The following is a 15,189-nucleotide window of genomic DNA, read 5'->3' as shown; positions in this document are numbered from 1 at the left end:
CCGGCATGCTCGGGCCTGGCGATGTAGCCGACATGACCGCTTTGCGACCAACAGATGACGGCGGCTCTGGTCGCCGTATGGAAAGGTCGCCCACAAAAAAACCACGGCCCCGAAGGGCCGTGGTCGTCGTGCTTCACGTCACAGCGCGATGGATCAGAAGCGCTGCTGGTACTTCATGTAGACGAAGCGGCCGATGTCGTAGCCACCGTAGTACGAGAAGGCCGAGTTCGGCTTGGTGTACATGATCGGGCCGGTCTTCTCGAAGACGTTGTTGGCGCCGACCGAGACGGTGGCATCCCACGGCAGCGAATAACGGAACTGCACGTCGTGGAAGGTGACCGAACCACGCTCGTTGTAGTTGCGTGCGCCCTTGTACCACGGGGCATACACGCCCGGATCGGAGCACTCGTCCGGATAGGCACGGATATCCACGCACTGTTCCTTCACGCCGGAGTAGTAGCGCGCGGTCCAGCTGACGCCGAAGTTGCCCAGGTCCCAGCCCACCACCAGGTTCGAACGGACGCGGAAGTTGCTGCCGATGCCGTTGGAGACGGTCGGCACCACCGCGCTGTCGTTGGTCGAGCGGTAGATGCTCTTGCTGACATAGGTGGTGGCCCAGCCGGCGTTGAACTTGCCGACGCTGGTTTCCAGGCGGTAGTTCAGGTCCAGGTCGTAGCCTTCGGTTTCCATGAAGCCGGCGTTGCGGCTGCCGAACTGCAGGGTGTCGACGATGCCGGCGGTCGGGCCGGTCGACTTGTCACGGGTGAAGCGCTGGCAGCGTGCATCGATGCCCTGCTCGTAGCAGTCGATCAGGATCTGGGTCGGGCTGTCGGCAACGATGGTGTTTTCGATGCGGATCTTCCACCAGTCCAGCGAGGCGTTGAAGTTCTTGATGAAGCTCGGGCTCCAGACCAGGCCCAGGGTCTTGCTGGTCGAGGTTTCCGGGGTCAGGTTCGGGTTGGAGCCGGACACGAACGGCACCGGCGTGGCATCGACGGAGGTGGCAACCGGCTGGTTGCCCTGGCGCAGCTGGCGGAAGGTCGCGGCATTGGCGATGTCACGCGCACAGCGGGCACGCACCTCGGCGCTGGTGCGCGAGGAGCCGAACTGCACGTCGCACGGATCGCTGAACTGGGCGAAGGTCTGCGAGCCACCACCGTACAGGTCGCTGATGGTCGGGGCACGGAAGCCCTCGGCCCAGGTGCCGCGGACCAGCAGCTGGTCGAACGGCTTCCACTTGAAGCCGAACTTGCTGTTGAGCGTGTTGCCGAAGGTGTCGTAGTCGGAGAAGCGGGTAGCACCGTTGAAGGTCAGTTCCTTCGCACCCGGCAGGTCCGCCAGCACCGGCACGTTGATTTCCAGGTACGCCTCGTTGACCTTGTAGCCGCCACCGGTCGGGCCAGCGGCCAGGTTGGTGGTGGCACCGGTCTGCGCCAGCGGATCCGGACGGTACTCACCGGTTTCCTTGCGGCTTTCCACACCGAACGCGAAGCCCAGGTCGCCGGCCGGCAGGGTCACGATGGAGCCGGCGATGTTGGCGAAGAAGTTCTTGCTGGTGGTCTTGCCGGTGGTGACTTCCGGCGGGAACAGCCAGGCCTGCAGATCAGCATTGCCATCGATGCCGTTCGGATCGATCGTGCCGTACGGCACCAGCGGGTTCCACGGCTTGCACACGTCATAGGAGATCGGTGCAGCAGCGGTGCCGCACTGGACCTTGCCGGTGGCGGCATTGTAGAACGACGGGCCGACGCCGCCGGCGACGCGGGACTTGTGCAGGTTGCCGGTGGCGATGGTTTCCAGCTCGTTGCGGTTGTACTGGTAGCCCGCTTCCCAATCGAAGAATCGGCTGCCGATCTCGAACGAACCGTCGAACGACGCCACCGCACGGTAGGTCTTCAGCTCGCTGGTGGTCACGCGCGGCACTTCCCAGGTGCGGCGGTTCCAGGCCACGGCGGTCGGGGTGGCGTAGCCGTGCTGGCGGCCGAACGGGTTGAAGTAGCTGTCGATCGACATCGAACCCACGCCTGCAGTGCTGGACTGCAGCGGGTAGCCGGCGATCTGGCGCACGGCCTTGCGCTTGTTGTAGCCCAGCTCGGTGCGGAAGTTGACGTTGTCGGTGATCTTGAAGCGGCCGTCGAAGTACACCGAATCACGCTTGAGCGGGAAGTTCAGGTGCATCTGGTCGTTGGCGTTGCTGACGTCACCGGTGAACGCCGACGGATCGGTGATGTGGTAGTTGGCCGGGTTGGTCGGGTCGGCACCACGGTTGAGCGAGTAGTTGCAGCCGTCCTTCGCGTTGGTGCAGCCCGGGCGACCCTTCAGGCCGGTGAACTGGCCCCACTGGCTGATGGTGGTCCAGTTGGTCAGGTTGTCGGCATGGCGGTCGGTCAGGCCGTAGGCGCTGAAGCCGCGGTCCTTGGCCCACACCGCCTTTTCTTCGGCGTGTTCGGCAGCGACGGTCAGCGAGATGCGGTCATTGCTCCAGCCCGCCACCACGTCGAAGCGGTCGCGTGCGCCGTCGCCCTGGCTGAACTGGCCGTGGTAGACGTTGGCGGTCACACCGGTGACATTCGAGCGGGTGATGATGTTGACCACACCGGACATGGCATCGGAACCATAGATGGCCGACGCGCCATCCTTCAGCACTTCGATGCGCTCCACCGCCGAGACCGGGATCGTGGAGATGTCCTGGTAACCGGAGGTGCTGATGCCCAGGCGCTTGCCGTTGATCAGCACCAGCGTGCGCTGGGTGCCCAGGTTGCGCATGTCGATGTACGAACCACCCGCGTTCTCACCGGCGGTCAGCGCGTTGGCGCGGCTGATCGCCGGGCTGCCCATCGCGGTGACGTTCTGCAGGATGTCGGCGACCGAGCTGAAGCCCTGCTGCTCGATGGCCGTACGGGTGATCGCGAACACCGGCTGGGCGGTTTCCACGTCCACCTGGCGGATGCGCGAGCCGGTGATCTCGATGCGGTCGAGGTTGGTGGGAGTGGCGCTGCTGCCGTCCTGGGCAAACGCGGGCAGGGCAGCCAGCGTTGCGGTGGTAGCCAGGGCATAGCGGATGGCCTGCCCCAGTGCGGTGGTGCGTGAAGTCATGGCGAGCTCTCTCTCTCAGGTCGTGCAAAGGACGCCAAAGTGGGCGTCGAAGGAGCCAGCAGGGTCGATGACCGAGCCGGTGACCCGATAGTAGTCTCGTTAGTTAATGCTCTGTAAAGGGTTCGTATCCATTTATGTCACAAGCTGGCGCGAACCTTCACGAAACGTGAACAAAAGCAGGCGCTTACGTGAGGGTGGCGATCGCCCGTAGCGCGCGGTTGTGTTGCGAAGCAGCACAAAAAACCGCCAGACTGCGCAAAGTGGAAGCGCGAAGCGTGTCACCCCTGTTGTCCAGTGGACAACAGGGGACAGCGTATTCAGGCCACGAACGGACGGAACTGGATGCCCAGCCCGGCGATCCCATCGGTCTCGCCGATCAGGTCGGCGCGCAGCAGCGGGCGGGCATCGATGAAGGCCTGCGGCACGATCAGCGACAGCCGGTTGTAGTCGGCGGTCAGTTCCAGCGCCGGCAGCGGGTCGTCTTCGTGGGCGCGGTTGAGCAGCACCGCCAGGCGCAGCAGGGCCGCCAGCCGGCGCGCAGTCACCAGCAGGCGCTCGGGCAGGGCATCGAAGGCGGTCTTGGTCACGCTGCGGCGGTGGCTGCGCACCAGGGCCGCCAGCATCTGCTGCTCCTGGCGCGAGAAGCCGGCGATATCCGAGTGTTCCAGCACATAGCTGCCATGCACGTGATAGCCGCTGTGCGCGATCATCAGGCCCAGTTCGTGCAGGCGCGCGGCCCAGCCGAGCATGCGCGCATCGTCGGCATCGAGCCTCCAGCGTTCCTGCACCTGCTCCAGCAGTGACAGGGCGGTCTCCTGCACGCGCTCGGCCTGTACGGTATCGATACCGTAGCGCTGGCTGAGTGCAGCCACCGATTCATCGCGCAGGTCGTTCTCGCCGGCGCGGCCGACGATGTCATACAGGATGCCTTCGCGCATCGCCGCCTTGCTGACCAGCAGCTTCTGCAGGCCCAGCGCCTGGAACGCCGCTTCCAGCACCAGGATGCCGCCGGCGATGATCGGGCGGCGGTCGCTGGACAGGCCCGGCAACTGGATGTCGTCGATCTTCTTGGCCTTCAGCAGTTCATCGCGCAGCTGCGGCAGGGCCTCGGCGGTGATCGCGCCCTTGCTCAGCTTCATCGTTGCGCAGATCTCGCTGATCGCCTTGTGCGTGCCCGAAGAACCCAGCGCTTCCTGCCAGCCCAGCGCACGGTATTTGCTGGCGAAGGGCTGGAACTCGCGGCCGATCTCGGCCAGCGCGTCCTTCCAGCGCTTCTTGCTCAGCTTGCCGCCGGGGAAAAAACGCCGCGTGCTGGCAATGCAGCCGGCCTGCAGGCTTTCGCGCTCCAGGGTCTGCATGCCCATGCCGATGATGAATTCGGTGGAGCCGCCGCCGATGTCGATCACCAGCCGGCGCTGGCCGGGCTTGGGCGGCTGCGCGTGGGCCACGCCAAGGTAGATCAGGCGGGCTTCTTCGCGTCCGCTGACCACTTCGATGGCATGCCCCAGTGCGGTTTCGGCCGGGACCAGGAACGACTGCGGCGAGCGCAGCTGGCGGACGGTGTTGGTGGCCAGCGCGCGCACCCGGTGCGGCGGCACATTGCGGATGCGCTGGCCGAAGCGCGCCAGGCATTCCAGTGCGCGCTGGCGGGCCGCTGCGGAGAGGCCACCCTTGCCATCCAGTCCATCGGCCATGCGCACGGTCTCGCGCAGGCGGTCGATCACCCGCAGCTGGCCGAGCGTATAGCGCGCGATGACCATGTGGAAACTGTTGGAGCCAAGGTCGATGGCGGCCAGCAGGTCGCCATCCTGCAATGCGGGCGGAGTCGTGGTGGTATGCGGCATGGACGAATGTTAGCCGAAGGCCGGGTCGCGGCGTCACCGCGCGATCTTCACAAGGGGAGTGGGGTCAGAGCCCTTTTCCGCAGGAAAGGGGACCTGACCCCGTACACCGGATCAGAGCCCCTGCATCAACGCCATCTGTGCCGAATGCGGTGCTTCGTCATGGGCCGGTGCGCGCTTGTGGTACACACCGTCCGCATCCAGTTCCCAGGCGTTGAGATTGTCGTCCAGGTAGTTCTGCAGCACCTCGCGGTACACCCGCTTGGCCAGTTCCGGGTCCAGGATCGGGAAGCAGGTTTCCACCCGGCGCAGCAGGTTGCGTTCCAGCCAGTCGGCGCTGGCACAGTACAGCTCGGGTGCGCCGTCGTTGCCGAACCAGTAGACGCGGCTGTGCTCCAGGAAGCGGCCGACGATCGAACGCACGCGGATGTTGTCCGAGATGCCCGGCACGCCCGGACGCAGGGTGCAGGCGCCGCGGATGATCAGGTCGATCTGCACGCCGGCCTGCGACGCGGCGTACAGCGCGCGCACCACCTGCGGTTCGTTCAGTGCGTTCATCTTGGCGATGATCCGCGCCGGGCGGCCGGCAGCTGCGATGCGCGTCTCGCGCTCGATGCGGCCGAGGATGCCGGTGTGCAGGGTGAAGGGCGACTGCAGCAGGCGCTTGAGCTTCATCTTCGACGCCAGCCCGGACAGTTGCTGGAACAGCAGGTGCACGTCGTTGCCGATGTCCGCATCGGCGGTGATCAGACTGATGTCGGTGTACGCGCGGGCAGTGCCGCTGTGATAGTTGCCGGTGCCCAGGTGCACATAGCGGCGCAGCTTGCGGCCCTCGCGGCGCACGATCAGCAGCATCTTGGCGTGGGTCTTGTAACCGACCACGCCGTACACCACCTGCACGCCGGCTTCCTGCAGCCGATCGGCCAGGCCCAGGTTGGCCTCTTCGTCGAAGCGCGCGCGCAGCTCCACCACCACCGTCACATCCTTGCCGTTGCGCGCGGCCTGGATCAGCGCGTCGACAATCAGCGAATCCTTGCCGGTGCGGTACAGGGTCTGCTTGATCGCCAGCACGTTGGGGTCGATCGCCGCTTGCCGGATCAGCTCCAGCACCGCGGTGAAGGCATCGAACGGGTGGTGCAGCAGCAGGTCCTGGCGTGCCGCCGTCTCGAAGATGCCGTCGCTGTCGCGCAGCGTGCGCGGGGTCATCGGCGGGTACTTCAGGTCCGGCTGCGCGATCAGGTCGTACAGCTGGATGATGCGGTTGAGGTTGACCGGGCCATCGATACGGTACACCGCGTTCTCGGTCAGGCCGAAATTCTGCAGCAGGGTACGCACGATCTCGCGCGGCATGTCGTGGGCGATCTCCAGGCGTACCGCCGGCCGGTAGCCGCGGTCGACCAGCTCGTCGCGCAGTGCCAGCGCCAGGTTCTCCACTTCCTCCTCGTCCACCACCAGCTCGGAGTTGCGGGTGACGCGGAACTGGTAGGCGCCCTGGACTTCCAGGCCCGGGAACAGCTCATCGACGAAGGCGGACAGTACCGAAGACAGGAACACGAAGTTCTGCGGCCCGCCAAGCTTTTCCGGCAGCTGGATGATGCGTGGCAGCGAACGCGGTGCACGCACGATGGCCAGGTGGCCGGTGCGGCCGAATGCATCGGTGCCCTTCAGCACCACCACGATGTTCAGCGACTTGTTGAGGATCTTGGGGAACGGATGCACCGGGTCCAGGCCCAGCGGCGACAGCACCGGCATGATCTCGTTGCGGAAATACGCGCGCAGCCAGCGCTTCTGGCGGTCGGTCCAGGAATGGCGGCCGAGCACGCCGATGCCGGCGTCCATCAGTGCCGGGCGCAGCGTCTGGTTCCAGCAGCGGTACTGCTGGTCCACCAGTTCCGCTGCGCGGTCATGGATGGAGGTGAGTACGGTCTGCGGGCTCATGCCGTCCGGCGTCGGCGGCAGGCCGAATTCCTGCGCATGGCGCACGGCGGCGGCGCGGATCTCGAAGAACTCGTCGAGGTTGGTGCAGGAGATGCACATGAAGCGCAGGCGTTCCAGCAGCGGCACCTGCGGGTCCATGGCCTGCGCCAGCACGCGGAAATTGAAATCCAGCTGCGACAGTTCGCGGTTGATGTACAGCGCCGGGTCGCGCAACGGATCGTTGTCCGGGCTCACGGGGAGGGGGAGGGATCCGAGGCTGCTCATGGCGTCATTCTTCGATGGAGGTCAGGGGGGCGGACTCGCGCGGGCGCACGTGGTCGGCATCGAAATGGCAGGAGAACACCGAGCCCTTGCCGACTTCGCTTTCAATCTCCAGCCGTGCGTGGTGCAGGCCGAGGATGTGCTTGACGATGGACAGGCCCAGTCCGGTGCCGCCGCTTTCGCGCGAGCGGCTGCTGGAAACACGGTAGAAGCGTTCCGTCAGGCGTGGCAGGTGGGTGGCCGGGATGCCGTAGCCGGAATCGCGCACCGCCAGCACCGCACCGTCGCCCTCGCGGCGGAACTCCACCGCGATGCGGCCACCGGCCGGGGTGTAGCGCACCGCGTTGGTGACCAGGTTGGAGAAGGCGCTGTGCAGTTCCTTGGTCGAACCCTGCAGGTCGACACCGGCGAGGTCGTCGATGCTGATCTGGTGACGGCCCTGGCTGTGCGCCTCGGCCTCGCGGCGCAGGGTCGCCAGCATCGGCTGCATGGCCACGGTCTCTTCCTCGCTGTGTTCCTGCGATTCCAGGCGCGACAGCGTCAGCAGATCTTCCACCAGCTGGGCCATGCGCTGGCTCTGCTTGCGCATTTCTTCCAGCATCGGCCCGGTTCCCGGGAAATCCTCCGGGTCCATCATGTCCAGGTAGCCGTGGACCACGGTGAGCGGTGTGCGCAGCTCGTGGGAAACGTTGGCGACGAAGTCGCGGCGCACCTGTTCCAGGCGCAGCAGCTTGCTGACGTCACGGGCGATCAGCAGCCAGTAATCCGACGAATAGGGAATCAGGCGCAGGTTCAGGCGGATCGCCGGATCGACCGGTGAGGGCACATCCAGGATGGGTTCGGCATTGCGGCCACCGGCCAGCCAGTGGGCCAGCGGCATTGGCTGCAGGCGTTCGACCAGGGCCTCGCCCAGGTCGCCGGGATGGTGCAGGCCGAGCAGGGCGGTGGCTGCTTCGTTGAACCACTGCACGCGCTGGCTGTTGCGGTCCAGCACGACCACTGCGTCGGGCAATGCGGCGGCGGCGGCGCGGTAGCTGCGCAGCATGTCCAGCAGGCGGCGCTTGCGCACGCGCATTTCCACCTGGTTGCGGTACAGCAGGCGGTCCAGTTCGTTCCAGACGCCGGTGCCTTCCTCGGCGGTGTCCCAGCGCTGGCGTGCGGTCAGGCGGCGCAGCACGGTACGCAGGCGCCAGTAATGCCAGGCCAGGGTGGCCAGCGCGCCCAGCGCGATGCACAACCACAGATGGCCCGTGAACCACCCCACCAGTCCGGCGAACAGCAGTACCGCGGCAACGGTGGCCAGGGTCTTCAACCAGGCAGAGCGGATGTGGCGGGGCATTGCGATCTCGTCGTTGAGGTGCGGCGGTTCACTGGGGTGAACCGAGGGTTATAGCAGAGTTGCCGGCACCGGCACCCGCAGGTGCGCGGTGCCGGCACGACGAGACTCAGGTGGCAGTGGAGAAGCGGTAGCCGGCGCCGCGCACGGTCTGCACCATGTTCTCGGCGTTGAACGGCTCCAGCGTCTTGCGCAGGCGGCGGATGTGCACGTCGATGGTGCGTTCCTCCACGTACACGCTGCCGCCCCACACATGGTCCAGCAGCTGGGCACGGGTATAGACGCGCTCCGGGTGGGTCATGAAGAAGTGCAGCAGGCGGTATTCGGTCGGGCCGATCGGCACCGGCTGGTCGTTGGCGAACACGCGATGGGCGGCGCCGTCGATGCGGATCGGGCCGACCGCCACGCTTCCGTCTTCATCATCTTCGCGGGCGCGGCGCATGACCGCACGGATGCGGGCCAGCAGTTCGCGCGCCGAGAACGGCTTGACCACATAGTCATCGACACCGGCTTCGAGGCCACCGACGCGATCGTTCTCTTCGCCGCGGGCGGTCAGCATGATGATCGGCACTTCGCGGGTCAGCGTTTCCTTGCGCCAGCGGCGGGCCAGGTCCAGGCCGCTGGTGCCGGGCAGCATCCAGTCCAGCAGGATCAGGTCCGGAACGCGGTCGGCGATCGCGGTCTGGGCCTCCCGGGCATCGCCGGCGTGGACCGGTTCGTAATCGCCCTTGCGGAGGGCGAAGGCGACCATTTCACGGATCGCGGGCTCGTCATCGACGATCAGGATGCGTTTCTGCACGAGGACACCGTAGGGCTCGGTTACTGGAGTGGTGCCAGTAGACTACGGTTTGATGACATGTTTGTGACTACCCGGCCGGAACCGGTCTGGATTGCCATCGGCCGGTCATGCGGCGCTCAGCGGCGGTCCAGGTCCGGGTCCTGCACACCCTGGCGGCGCAGTTCCAATACGGTCGGGGTGATCGATTCGATGCGGGCGTCGACCCGCGCGCGGCCGATGTAATCCAGCGCCGGGTTGCGCTTGAGCGCCTGCAGCTGCATCAGCGCCTGTTCCGGCCGGCCGCTGAGGAAGGCGGCCTCGGCATAGGCCTCGCTGGCACGCACGCTGTCACCGGCCAGCTCGCTGGCGCGGGCGAAACGCTGCTGGAAGACCGGATCGTTACCACTTTGCGACAGCAGCGGGCGCAGCATCGCCTGCGCGCGCTGGCCGGCCTCGCGGTTGCCCTGTTCGTTCAGGATCTCGGCATAGGTCAGTGCCACCGGGCGGCTGTTGGGGTGTTCGCGCAGCAGCTGCTCGAAGCGGCTGTTGGCCTGGGCCGTCTGGCCCGCCCGCGACTCCGCTTCGCCCAGGCCCAGCGCCAGCCACAGGTTGCCAGGGTGGGCCTGAAGCAGGCTGGCCAGCGTCTGCCGGGCCTGGCCGGCACCGGCACGACCACCGCGCATCACCGCCAGCGCCTGGCCATAGCGCTGTGCATCGTTGAGACCGTCCTTCTGCCGCTTGGCCAGGTCGGCATACTCGCGTTCCAGCTCGGGGGGGGAGTCCGCGCTGAGCACGCGCAGGCGCTCACGCGCCCAGTCGAAGTCACCGCTGGCGCCACGGTTGAGCTGGCCGATCGGAAAGCGCAGCACACTGCTGGGCAGCAGCGGGTTGTTGCCGCGCAGCAGCGGCTCGCCCAGGCTGGGATCGGCCGGGTCCACCCGTTCCCTGCGCTCGCCGGTGGGGGTGCTGGTGGTCAGCAGCACCGTATCCTTCTTCATCTGCTCGGCGCGGGACTTGGCCTCGCTGATACGGGTGATGTTGACCGGGTGGGTGCGCAGGAACTCGGGAACGCTGTAGCCACCATCGTTGCCGCGCATGGCCGCCGACATCCGTTCGAAGAAGCCGGCCATGGCATCCACGTCGTAGCCGCTGCGCGACAGGGTGCGGATGCCGAGGCGGTCGGCCTCGGACTCGTTGGAACGGGTGTAGTTGATCTGTCGTTGCTGCATCAGGCCCATGCCCGAGCTGATCGCGGCCATCGTCGCGTTGCCGGACGACGTGCTGTTGCTGGCCTGGGCCGCTACTACCGCCGCCAGCATGCCCAGCAGGATCGGGATCTGGTCACGCTGGGCGCGCTCGACACCGCGCAGCACATGCTGCTGGGTGACGTGGGCGATTTCGTGGGACAGCACCGCAGCGACCTCGTCCTCGCGCTCGGCGGTCAGCACCAGTCCGGCATTGACCCCGATGTAGCCGCCCAGCGTGGCGAAGGCGTTGATCTGGCGGTCGTTCATCACGAAGAAGGTGTACGGCTGCCGCGGCTGGTCACTGTTGGAGCCGAGCCGGGTACCCATGGTCTGCAGCCAGTCGTTGACCAGCGGATCGTCCAGCAGGTAGCCGTAGTTGCGCAGCTCACGCAGCATCATCGCGCCGTACTCGGCCTGGCGGGCCGGGGTCAGCAGCTCGCCGGCCGAGGAGCCGATGTCGGGCAGCTTCTCCTGGGCCTGGGCCAGCGGCATGGCCAGGGCCAGGGTGACGGCGGTAGTCAGCAGCAGGGCTCGCAAGCAGAAGGTCCTCGGGCGGGGCGCGCCAAGCGTGGCAGGGCGGGGGGCAACCATTCGTTAATCCACAGTGTTGCGGCCGTGGCGTGGAAATTCCAGCGCACCGGTACCATATGTAGACCGTCGATCCATCGTGGAGTTTCCCGTGACAGCCCAGACCGCCGGCGGTACCCCCGCCATCACCATCTATTCCACCGCCGTCTGCCCGTACTGCGTGGCCGCCAAGAACTTCCTGAAGAGCAAGGGCCAGCAGTGGACCGAGGTCCGCATCGACCTGGACCCGGCCGAGCGCGAGAAGATGATGGCGCTGACCCGCCGCACCAGCGTGCCGCAGATCTTCGTCGGCGATGTCCATGTCGGCGGCTACGACGACATGATGGCCCTGCACCGTGAAGGCAAGCTCGAGCCGCTGCTGGCCGGGCAGGGCCAGGCATGAGCACCGCCGACGACGGCAGCAAGGACCGCATCGCCGAGTTCACCGAGTTCCGCAAGCGCATGAACGAGCGCATCCTGGGGGAACCGAACCAGGTGGTGCGCCGCTTCTTCGCGCTGGATACGCAGACCTACCAGGCCGGCGCGCTGGACGTGAAGACCAAGGAGCTGCTGGGCCTGGTGGCCTCGATGGTGCTGCGCTGCGACGACTGCATCAGCTACCACGTGGCCCAGTGCAAGGACGCCGGCGTGACCCGCGAGGAGTTCTTCGAGACCTTCTCGGTCGGCCTGGTGGTTGGTGGTTCCATCGTGATCCCGCACCTGCGCCGCGCGGTCGACTTCCTCGACCAGCTTGAAGGCGGCGGCGCCGCCCCGGCAGCGCACGAGCACTGAGTGCTCCGGTAGTGCCGGCCGCTGGCCGGCATCGCCTGAACCCGACCTGGCCGGGGTTGCCGGCCAGCGGCCGGCACTACCGCCAGGCCTTCCCCGCGATCTCCCTGACCAAGAGCCCCCTTGTTGTTCAAGGGGGCGCGCCGGTAGGCGCGGGGATAAGGTGGAATGCGCGGGCAAGCCGCAGAGCGGTTTGCAGGGGCGCGCCGACAGGCGGGGGTAGAGGAGAAATGCGCGGGCAGCTATGTCTTGGCCGGGGCTGGGACCAACGTCTACTTGGGTAGCCGCCCCCGGCTAAGGCATAATTGCTGGTGAAACTTCCTTTGCGCCGGCGTTTCCGGGCACGTCCGGACGGCGTTTTTCCCCCTGTTCGGAACATCGATCAATGACGCAGAAAATTACGGTCATCCGCGGCGACGGCATTGGCCCGGAAATCATGGACGCCACCCTGTTCGTGCTCGACCAGCTCAAGACTGGCCTGGAGTACGAAGACGCCGACGCCGGCCTGGTGGCCCTGGAAAAGCACGGCGACCTGATGCCGGCGGTGACCCTGGAATCGATCGCGCGCAACAAGGTCGCGCTGAAGAGCCCGCTGACCACCCCGGTCGGTGGTGGCTTCACCTCGATCAACGTCAGCCTGCGCCGCCACTTCGACCTGTACGCCAACGTGCGTCCGGCCCACACCTTCCCGAACACCAAGTCGCGTTTCGACAACGTCGACCTGATCACCGTTCGTGAGAACACCGAAGGTGCCTACCTGGCTGAAGGCCAGGAGGTATCGGCTGACGGCGAGACCGCCTTCTCCGGCACCCGCATCACCCGCAAGGGCTCCGAGCGCATCGTGCGCTACGCCTTCGAGCTGGCCAAGAGCACCGGCCGCAAGAAGGTCACTGCCGTGCACAAGGCCAACATCATCAAGTCGACCTCGGGCCTGTTCCTGAATGTCGCCCGTGAAGTGGCCGCGCAGTACCCGGAGATCGAGTTCCAGGAAATGATCGTCGACAACTGCTGCATGCAGCTGGTGATGCGTCCGGAACAGTTCGATGTGATCGTCACCACCAACCTGTTCGGTGACATCATCTCCGACCTGTGCGCCGGCCTGGTCGGCGGCCTGGGCCTGGCCCCGGGTGCCAACATCGGCAAGGACGCGGCGATCTTCGAAGCCGTGCACGGCACCGCGCCGGACATCGCCGGCCAGGGCAAGGCCAATCCGTGTGCGTTGCTGCTGGCAGCCGCGCAGATGCTGGACCATGTCGGCCAGCCGGAAAACGCCGAGCGCCTGCGCAAGGCCATCGTGGCGACCATGGAAGCCAAGGATTCGCTGACCGGCGACCTGGGCGGCACCGGCACCACCATGAGCTTTGCCCAGGCCATCGCCAGCCGCCTGTAAGCGGCCGGCCGACCTCGGTTGGATCCACAGCGGGGCGCCTTCGGGCGCCCTGTTGCGTTTACGTTCGGGTAAATCCACCGCATGCGTGGATGACGAGCCCTGGTGGTGCGTAGCCTTCCTGGGGTGGCTCTACCAGGCATGGTCTGTGCGTACATCGCACAGATAATGTGCCGATACATGGCTGGTTCGTGCGCCATCCGCTCCGCATCCTGTGCTCCCCACCCGCCGCACAGGATCCCGCACATGAATCTCACCGCCCTTGGCGTGGCCAGCCTGATCGGCATGGCCGTCGCTACCCCCGCCGCCGCCGAGCCGGCCCATCCCACCATCCGCCACATGGCCGGCGCGCCGGTCGCGACCTCGCTGGATGCGGCGAAGACCGCCGTGCTGGTGATCGACTTCCAGAACGAGTACTTCGATGCCAAGGCCGCACCGGGCTTTGCCGGTGGCCGCATGGTCATCCCCGATGGCGTGGCTGCGCTGCGCCAGGCCCAGCGCGTGGTGCAGTTCGCCGATACCCACGGCATCCGCGTGATCCATGTGCAGCATGTGCTGCCGGCCGGCGCCCCCCTGTTCGCGCAGGGCAGCGTCAATGCCGCCTTCCATCGCGACCTGCAGCCGCGCCAGGGCGAGACCGTGGTGCAGAAGGACAACGTCAGTGTGTTCGCTGGCGCCTCCGCCGCAGTGCTCGACCAGGTGCTGAAGAACGCCGGCGTCGACACCCTGATCGTCACCGGCCTGCAGACCCATGCCTGCGTGGCCGGTGCCGCGCGTGACGCAGCGGCCGCGCCGCGTGGCTACCGGGTGATCGTGTCGTCCGATGCCAGCGCCAGCCGTGACCTGGATCTGGCCGGCGGCCAGCGCATCGGCCATCGTGCGCTGCATGAAGCTTCTCTGGCCCAGATCGAGGACACCTTCGGCGATGTCATGACCACTGACGCGATCCTGGCACTGCCGGTGCGCAAGGTCGGCGACGGCGCTTGATAAGCTGGCGGGGCCCGCATGCCGTGGGCCCCGCCATGTGGAGCTGCCCGACGATGGATCACTTCGCCGCCCTGCGTGCGCTGCGCGCCATCGTTGATGCGGGCAGCTTCACTGCGGCCGCCGAACGCCTGGGTACCACCCACTCGGCGATGTCGCGGCAACTGCGGCAGCTGGAAGAACACCTGCAGGTGCGCCTGCTTGATCGCAACAGCCGCCGGCTGTCATTGACCGAGGCCGGGCGCGATTACTACCGTGAGGCGGCAACGCTGCTGGACCGCCTGCAGGAAGCGGACGACCGTGCCCGCGCCGGGCAGGCGCAACCCAGTGGCAGCGTGCGGATCAGCGTGCCGCAGGTGGTGGCCAGCCAGGAGCTGCCGCACTGGCTGCCCTCGTTCCTGCAGCGTTACCCGCAGGTCACGCTGGACCTGTCGGCGGATGATCAGCTGGTCGATGTGGTGGGCGGTGGTTTCGACCTGGCATTGCGCATTGCGGCTTCATTGCCGGACAGCCAGCTGGTCGCGCGCGAACTGGCCAGCTGCCCGCGCATCCTGGTCGCCGCACCAGCCTACCTGGCACGTCACGGCCTGCCCCGGCAGGCAACGGATCTCGAACAGCACACGCTGCTGGGTTTCAGTCCAACGGCGTCAATGCCGCCCTGGCAGCTGCAGGGGCCGCGCGGCGCAATGGTGAGCGTCGAAGCCGGGCAGCGCCTGCGCGTGGATGCCACGCCCGCGCTGTACGCTGCCGTGCTGGCCGGAATGGGCATCAGCCTGTTCACCGCGTTGACCGTGCAGGAGGACCTGCGCGCGGGTCGCCTGATCCGCGTGCTGCCGGCCTGGCATGCCGGCCAGCGACGCTACTTCGCGCTGTATCCGCATGCACGTGCGCTGGCGCCCAAGGTGCGTGCGCTGGTCGAGCACCTTGCGGCGCACTACGCTGCACAGGTGGGCGCGGCAGGGTAG

11 protein-coding genes are annotated in these 15,189 nt (G+C 66.8%); 5 read left to right on the top strand and 6 right to left on the bottom strand.

Translation table 11 applies throughout. The features are described from left to right. Positions 1–153 precede the first annotated feature (153 nt). The 6 genes from B9Y64_RS03470 to B9Y64_RS03445 all read right to left on the bottom strand — a co-directional run bounded on the left by B9Y64_RS03470 (position 154) and on the right by B9Y64_RS03445 (position 11,088). A complete protein-coding gene (locus B9Y64_RS03470; protein ID WP_100439510.1) occupies positions 154–3,096 on the bottom strand; it encodes a TonB-dependent receptor domain-containing protein in 2,943 nt (980 codons plus the stop codon). Between the two features lie 317 nt (positions 3,097–3,413). Further along, on the bottom strand, positions 3,414–4,940 hold the full coding sequence (gene ppx, locus B9Y64_RS03465; protein WP_100439509.1) for an exopolyphosphatase: 1,527 nt from the start codon (positions 4,938–4,940) through the stop codon (positions 3,414–3,416). Positions 4,941–5,051: 111 nt separating this feature from the next. Next, positions 5,052–7,139 carry a polyphosphate kinase 1 gene (gene ppk1, locus B9Y64_RS03460; protein WP_100439508.1) on the bottom strand — a complete coding sequence of 696 codons (2,088 nt, stop codon included), beginning with the start codon at positions 7,137–7,139 and terminating at the stop codon, positions 5,052–5,054. Between the two features lie 4 nt (positions 7,140–7,143). Next, positions 7,144–8,475, bottom strand: coding sequence for a phosphate regulon sensor histidine kinase PhoR (gene phoR / locus B9Y64_RS03455; RefSeq protein ID WP_100439507.1), 1,332 nt, complete (start codon positions 8,473–8,475; stop codon positions 7,144–7,146). A gap of 106 nt (positions 8,476–8,581) precedes the next feature. Further along, complete coding sequence (phoB, locus tag B9Y64_RS03450) at positions 8,582–9,271, bottom strand: phosphate regulon transcriptional regulator PhoB (protein ID WP_005408258.1); 690 nt, start codon at positions 9,269–9,271, stop codon at positions 8,582–8,584. A 116-nt stretch (positions 9,272–9,387) separates the two neighbouring features. Continuing rightward, the gene (locus B9Y64_RS03445; protein ID WP_202909036.1) at positions 9,388–11,088 is read right to left on the bottom strand and encodes a M48 family metalloprotease; all 1,701 of its coding nucleotides are present in this window, start codon (positions 11,086–11,088) and stop codon (positions 9,388–9,390) included. Between the two features lie 88 nt (positions 11,089–11,176). On the opposite strand from B9Y64_RS03445, the gene grxC reads away from it, so the two are divergent. The 5 genes from grxC (at position 11,177) to B9Y64_RS03420 (ending at position 15,189) form a co-directional block, all read left to right on the top strand. After that, complete coding sequence (gene grxC, locus B9Y64_RS03440) at positions 11,177–11,467, top strand: glutaredoxin 3 (protein WP_100439505.1); 291 nt, start codon at positions 11,177–11,179, stop codon at positions 11,465–11,467. Beyond that, a complete protein-coding gene (locus B9Y64_RS03435) occupies positions 11,464–11,856 on the top strand; it encodes a carboxymuconolactone decarboxylase family protein (RefSeq protein ID WP_100439504.1) in 393 nt (130 codons plus the stop codon). Before grxC ends, B9Y64_RS03435 begins: the two co-directional genes overlap by 4 nt. 382 nt (positions 11,857–12,238) lie before the next feature. Continuing rightward, the gene (locus tag B9Y64_RS03430; protein ID WP_014036138.1) at positions 12,239–13,243 is read left to right on the top strand and encodes an isocitrate dehydrogenase; all 1,005 of its coding nucleotides are present in this window, start codon (positions 12,239–12,241) and stop codon (positions 13,241–13,243) included. 243 nt (positions 13,244–13,486) lie between these two features. Further along, positions 13,487–14,227 (top strand): cysteine hydrolase family protein, encoded by a 741-nt coding sequence (locus B9Y64_RS03425; protein WP_100439503.1) that lies wholly within the window; start codon positions 13,487–13,489, stop codon positions 14,225–14,227. 53 nt (positions 14,228–14,280) lie between these two features. Beyond that, positions 14,281–15,189, top strand: coding sequence for a LysR family transcriptional regulator (locus B9Y64_RS03420; protein ID WP_100439502.1), 909 nt, complete (start codon positions 14,281–14,283; stop codon positions 15,187–15,189).

Source organism: Stenotrophomonas maltophilia (assembly GCF_002799245.1).
In the GTDB taxonomy this organism is placed as follows: domain Bacteria; phylum Pseudomonadota; class Gammaproteobacteria; order Xanthomonadales; family Xanthomonadaceae; genus Stenotrophomonas; species Stenotrophomonas maltophilia_S.
Note: the sequence above shows the minus strand (reverse complement) of the source record. Positions and strands in the feature narration are given on the sequence as shown.

Coding starts and splice junctions, on each gene's coding strand:
- B9Y64_RS03470 (WP_100439510.1), bottom strand. CDS start 3,096: ATGACTTCACGCACCACCGCACTGGGGCAGGCCATCCGCTATGCCCTG.
- ppx (WP_100439509.1), bottom strand. CDS start 4,940: ATGCCGCATACCACCACGACTCCGCCCGCATTGCAGGATGGCGACCTG.
- ppk1 (WP_100439508.1), bottom strand. CDS start 7,139: ATGAGCAGCCTCGGATCCCTCCCCCTCCCCGTGAGCCCGGACAACGAT.
- phoR (WP_100439507.1), bottom strand. CDS start 8,475: ATGCCCCGCCACATCCGCTCTGCCTGGTTGAAGACCCTGGCCACCGTT.
- B9Y64_RS03445 (WP_202909036.1), bottom strand. CDS start 11,088: ATGGTTGCCCCCCGCCCTGCCACGCTTGGCGCGCCCCGCCCGAGGACC.
- B9Y64_RS03435 (WP_100439504.1), top strand. CDS start 11,464: ATGAGCACCGCCGACGACGGCAGCAAGGACCGCATCGCCGAGTTCACC.
- B9Y64_RS03430 (WP_014036138.1), top strand. CDS start 12,239: ATGACGCAGAAAATTACGGTCATCCGCGGCGACGGCATTGGCCCGGAA.
- B9Y64_RS03425 (WP_100439503.1), top strand. CDS start 13,487: ATGAATCTCACCGCCCTTGGCGTGGCCAGCCTGATCGGCATGGCCGTC.
- B9Y64_RS03420 (WP_100439502.1), top strand. CDS start 14,281: ATGGATCACTTCGCCGCCCTGCGTGCGCTGCGCGCCATCGTTGATGCG.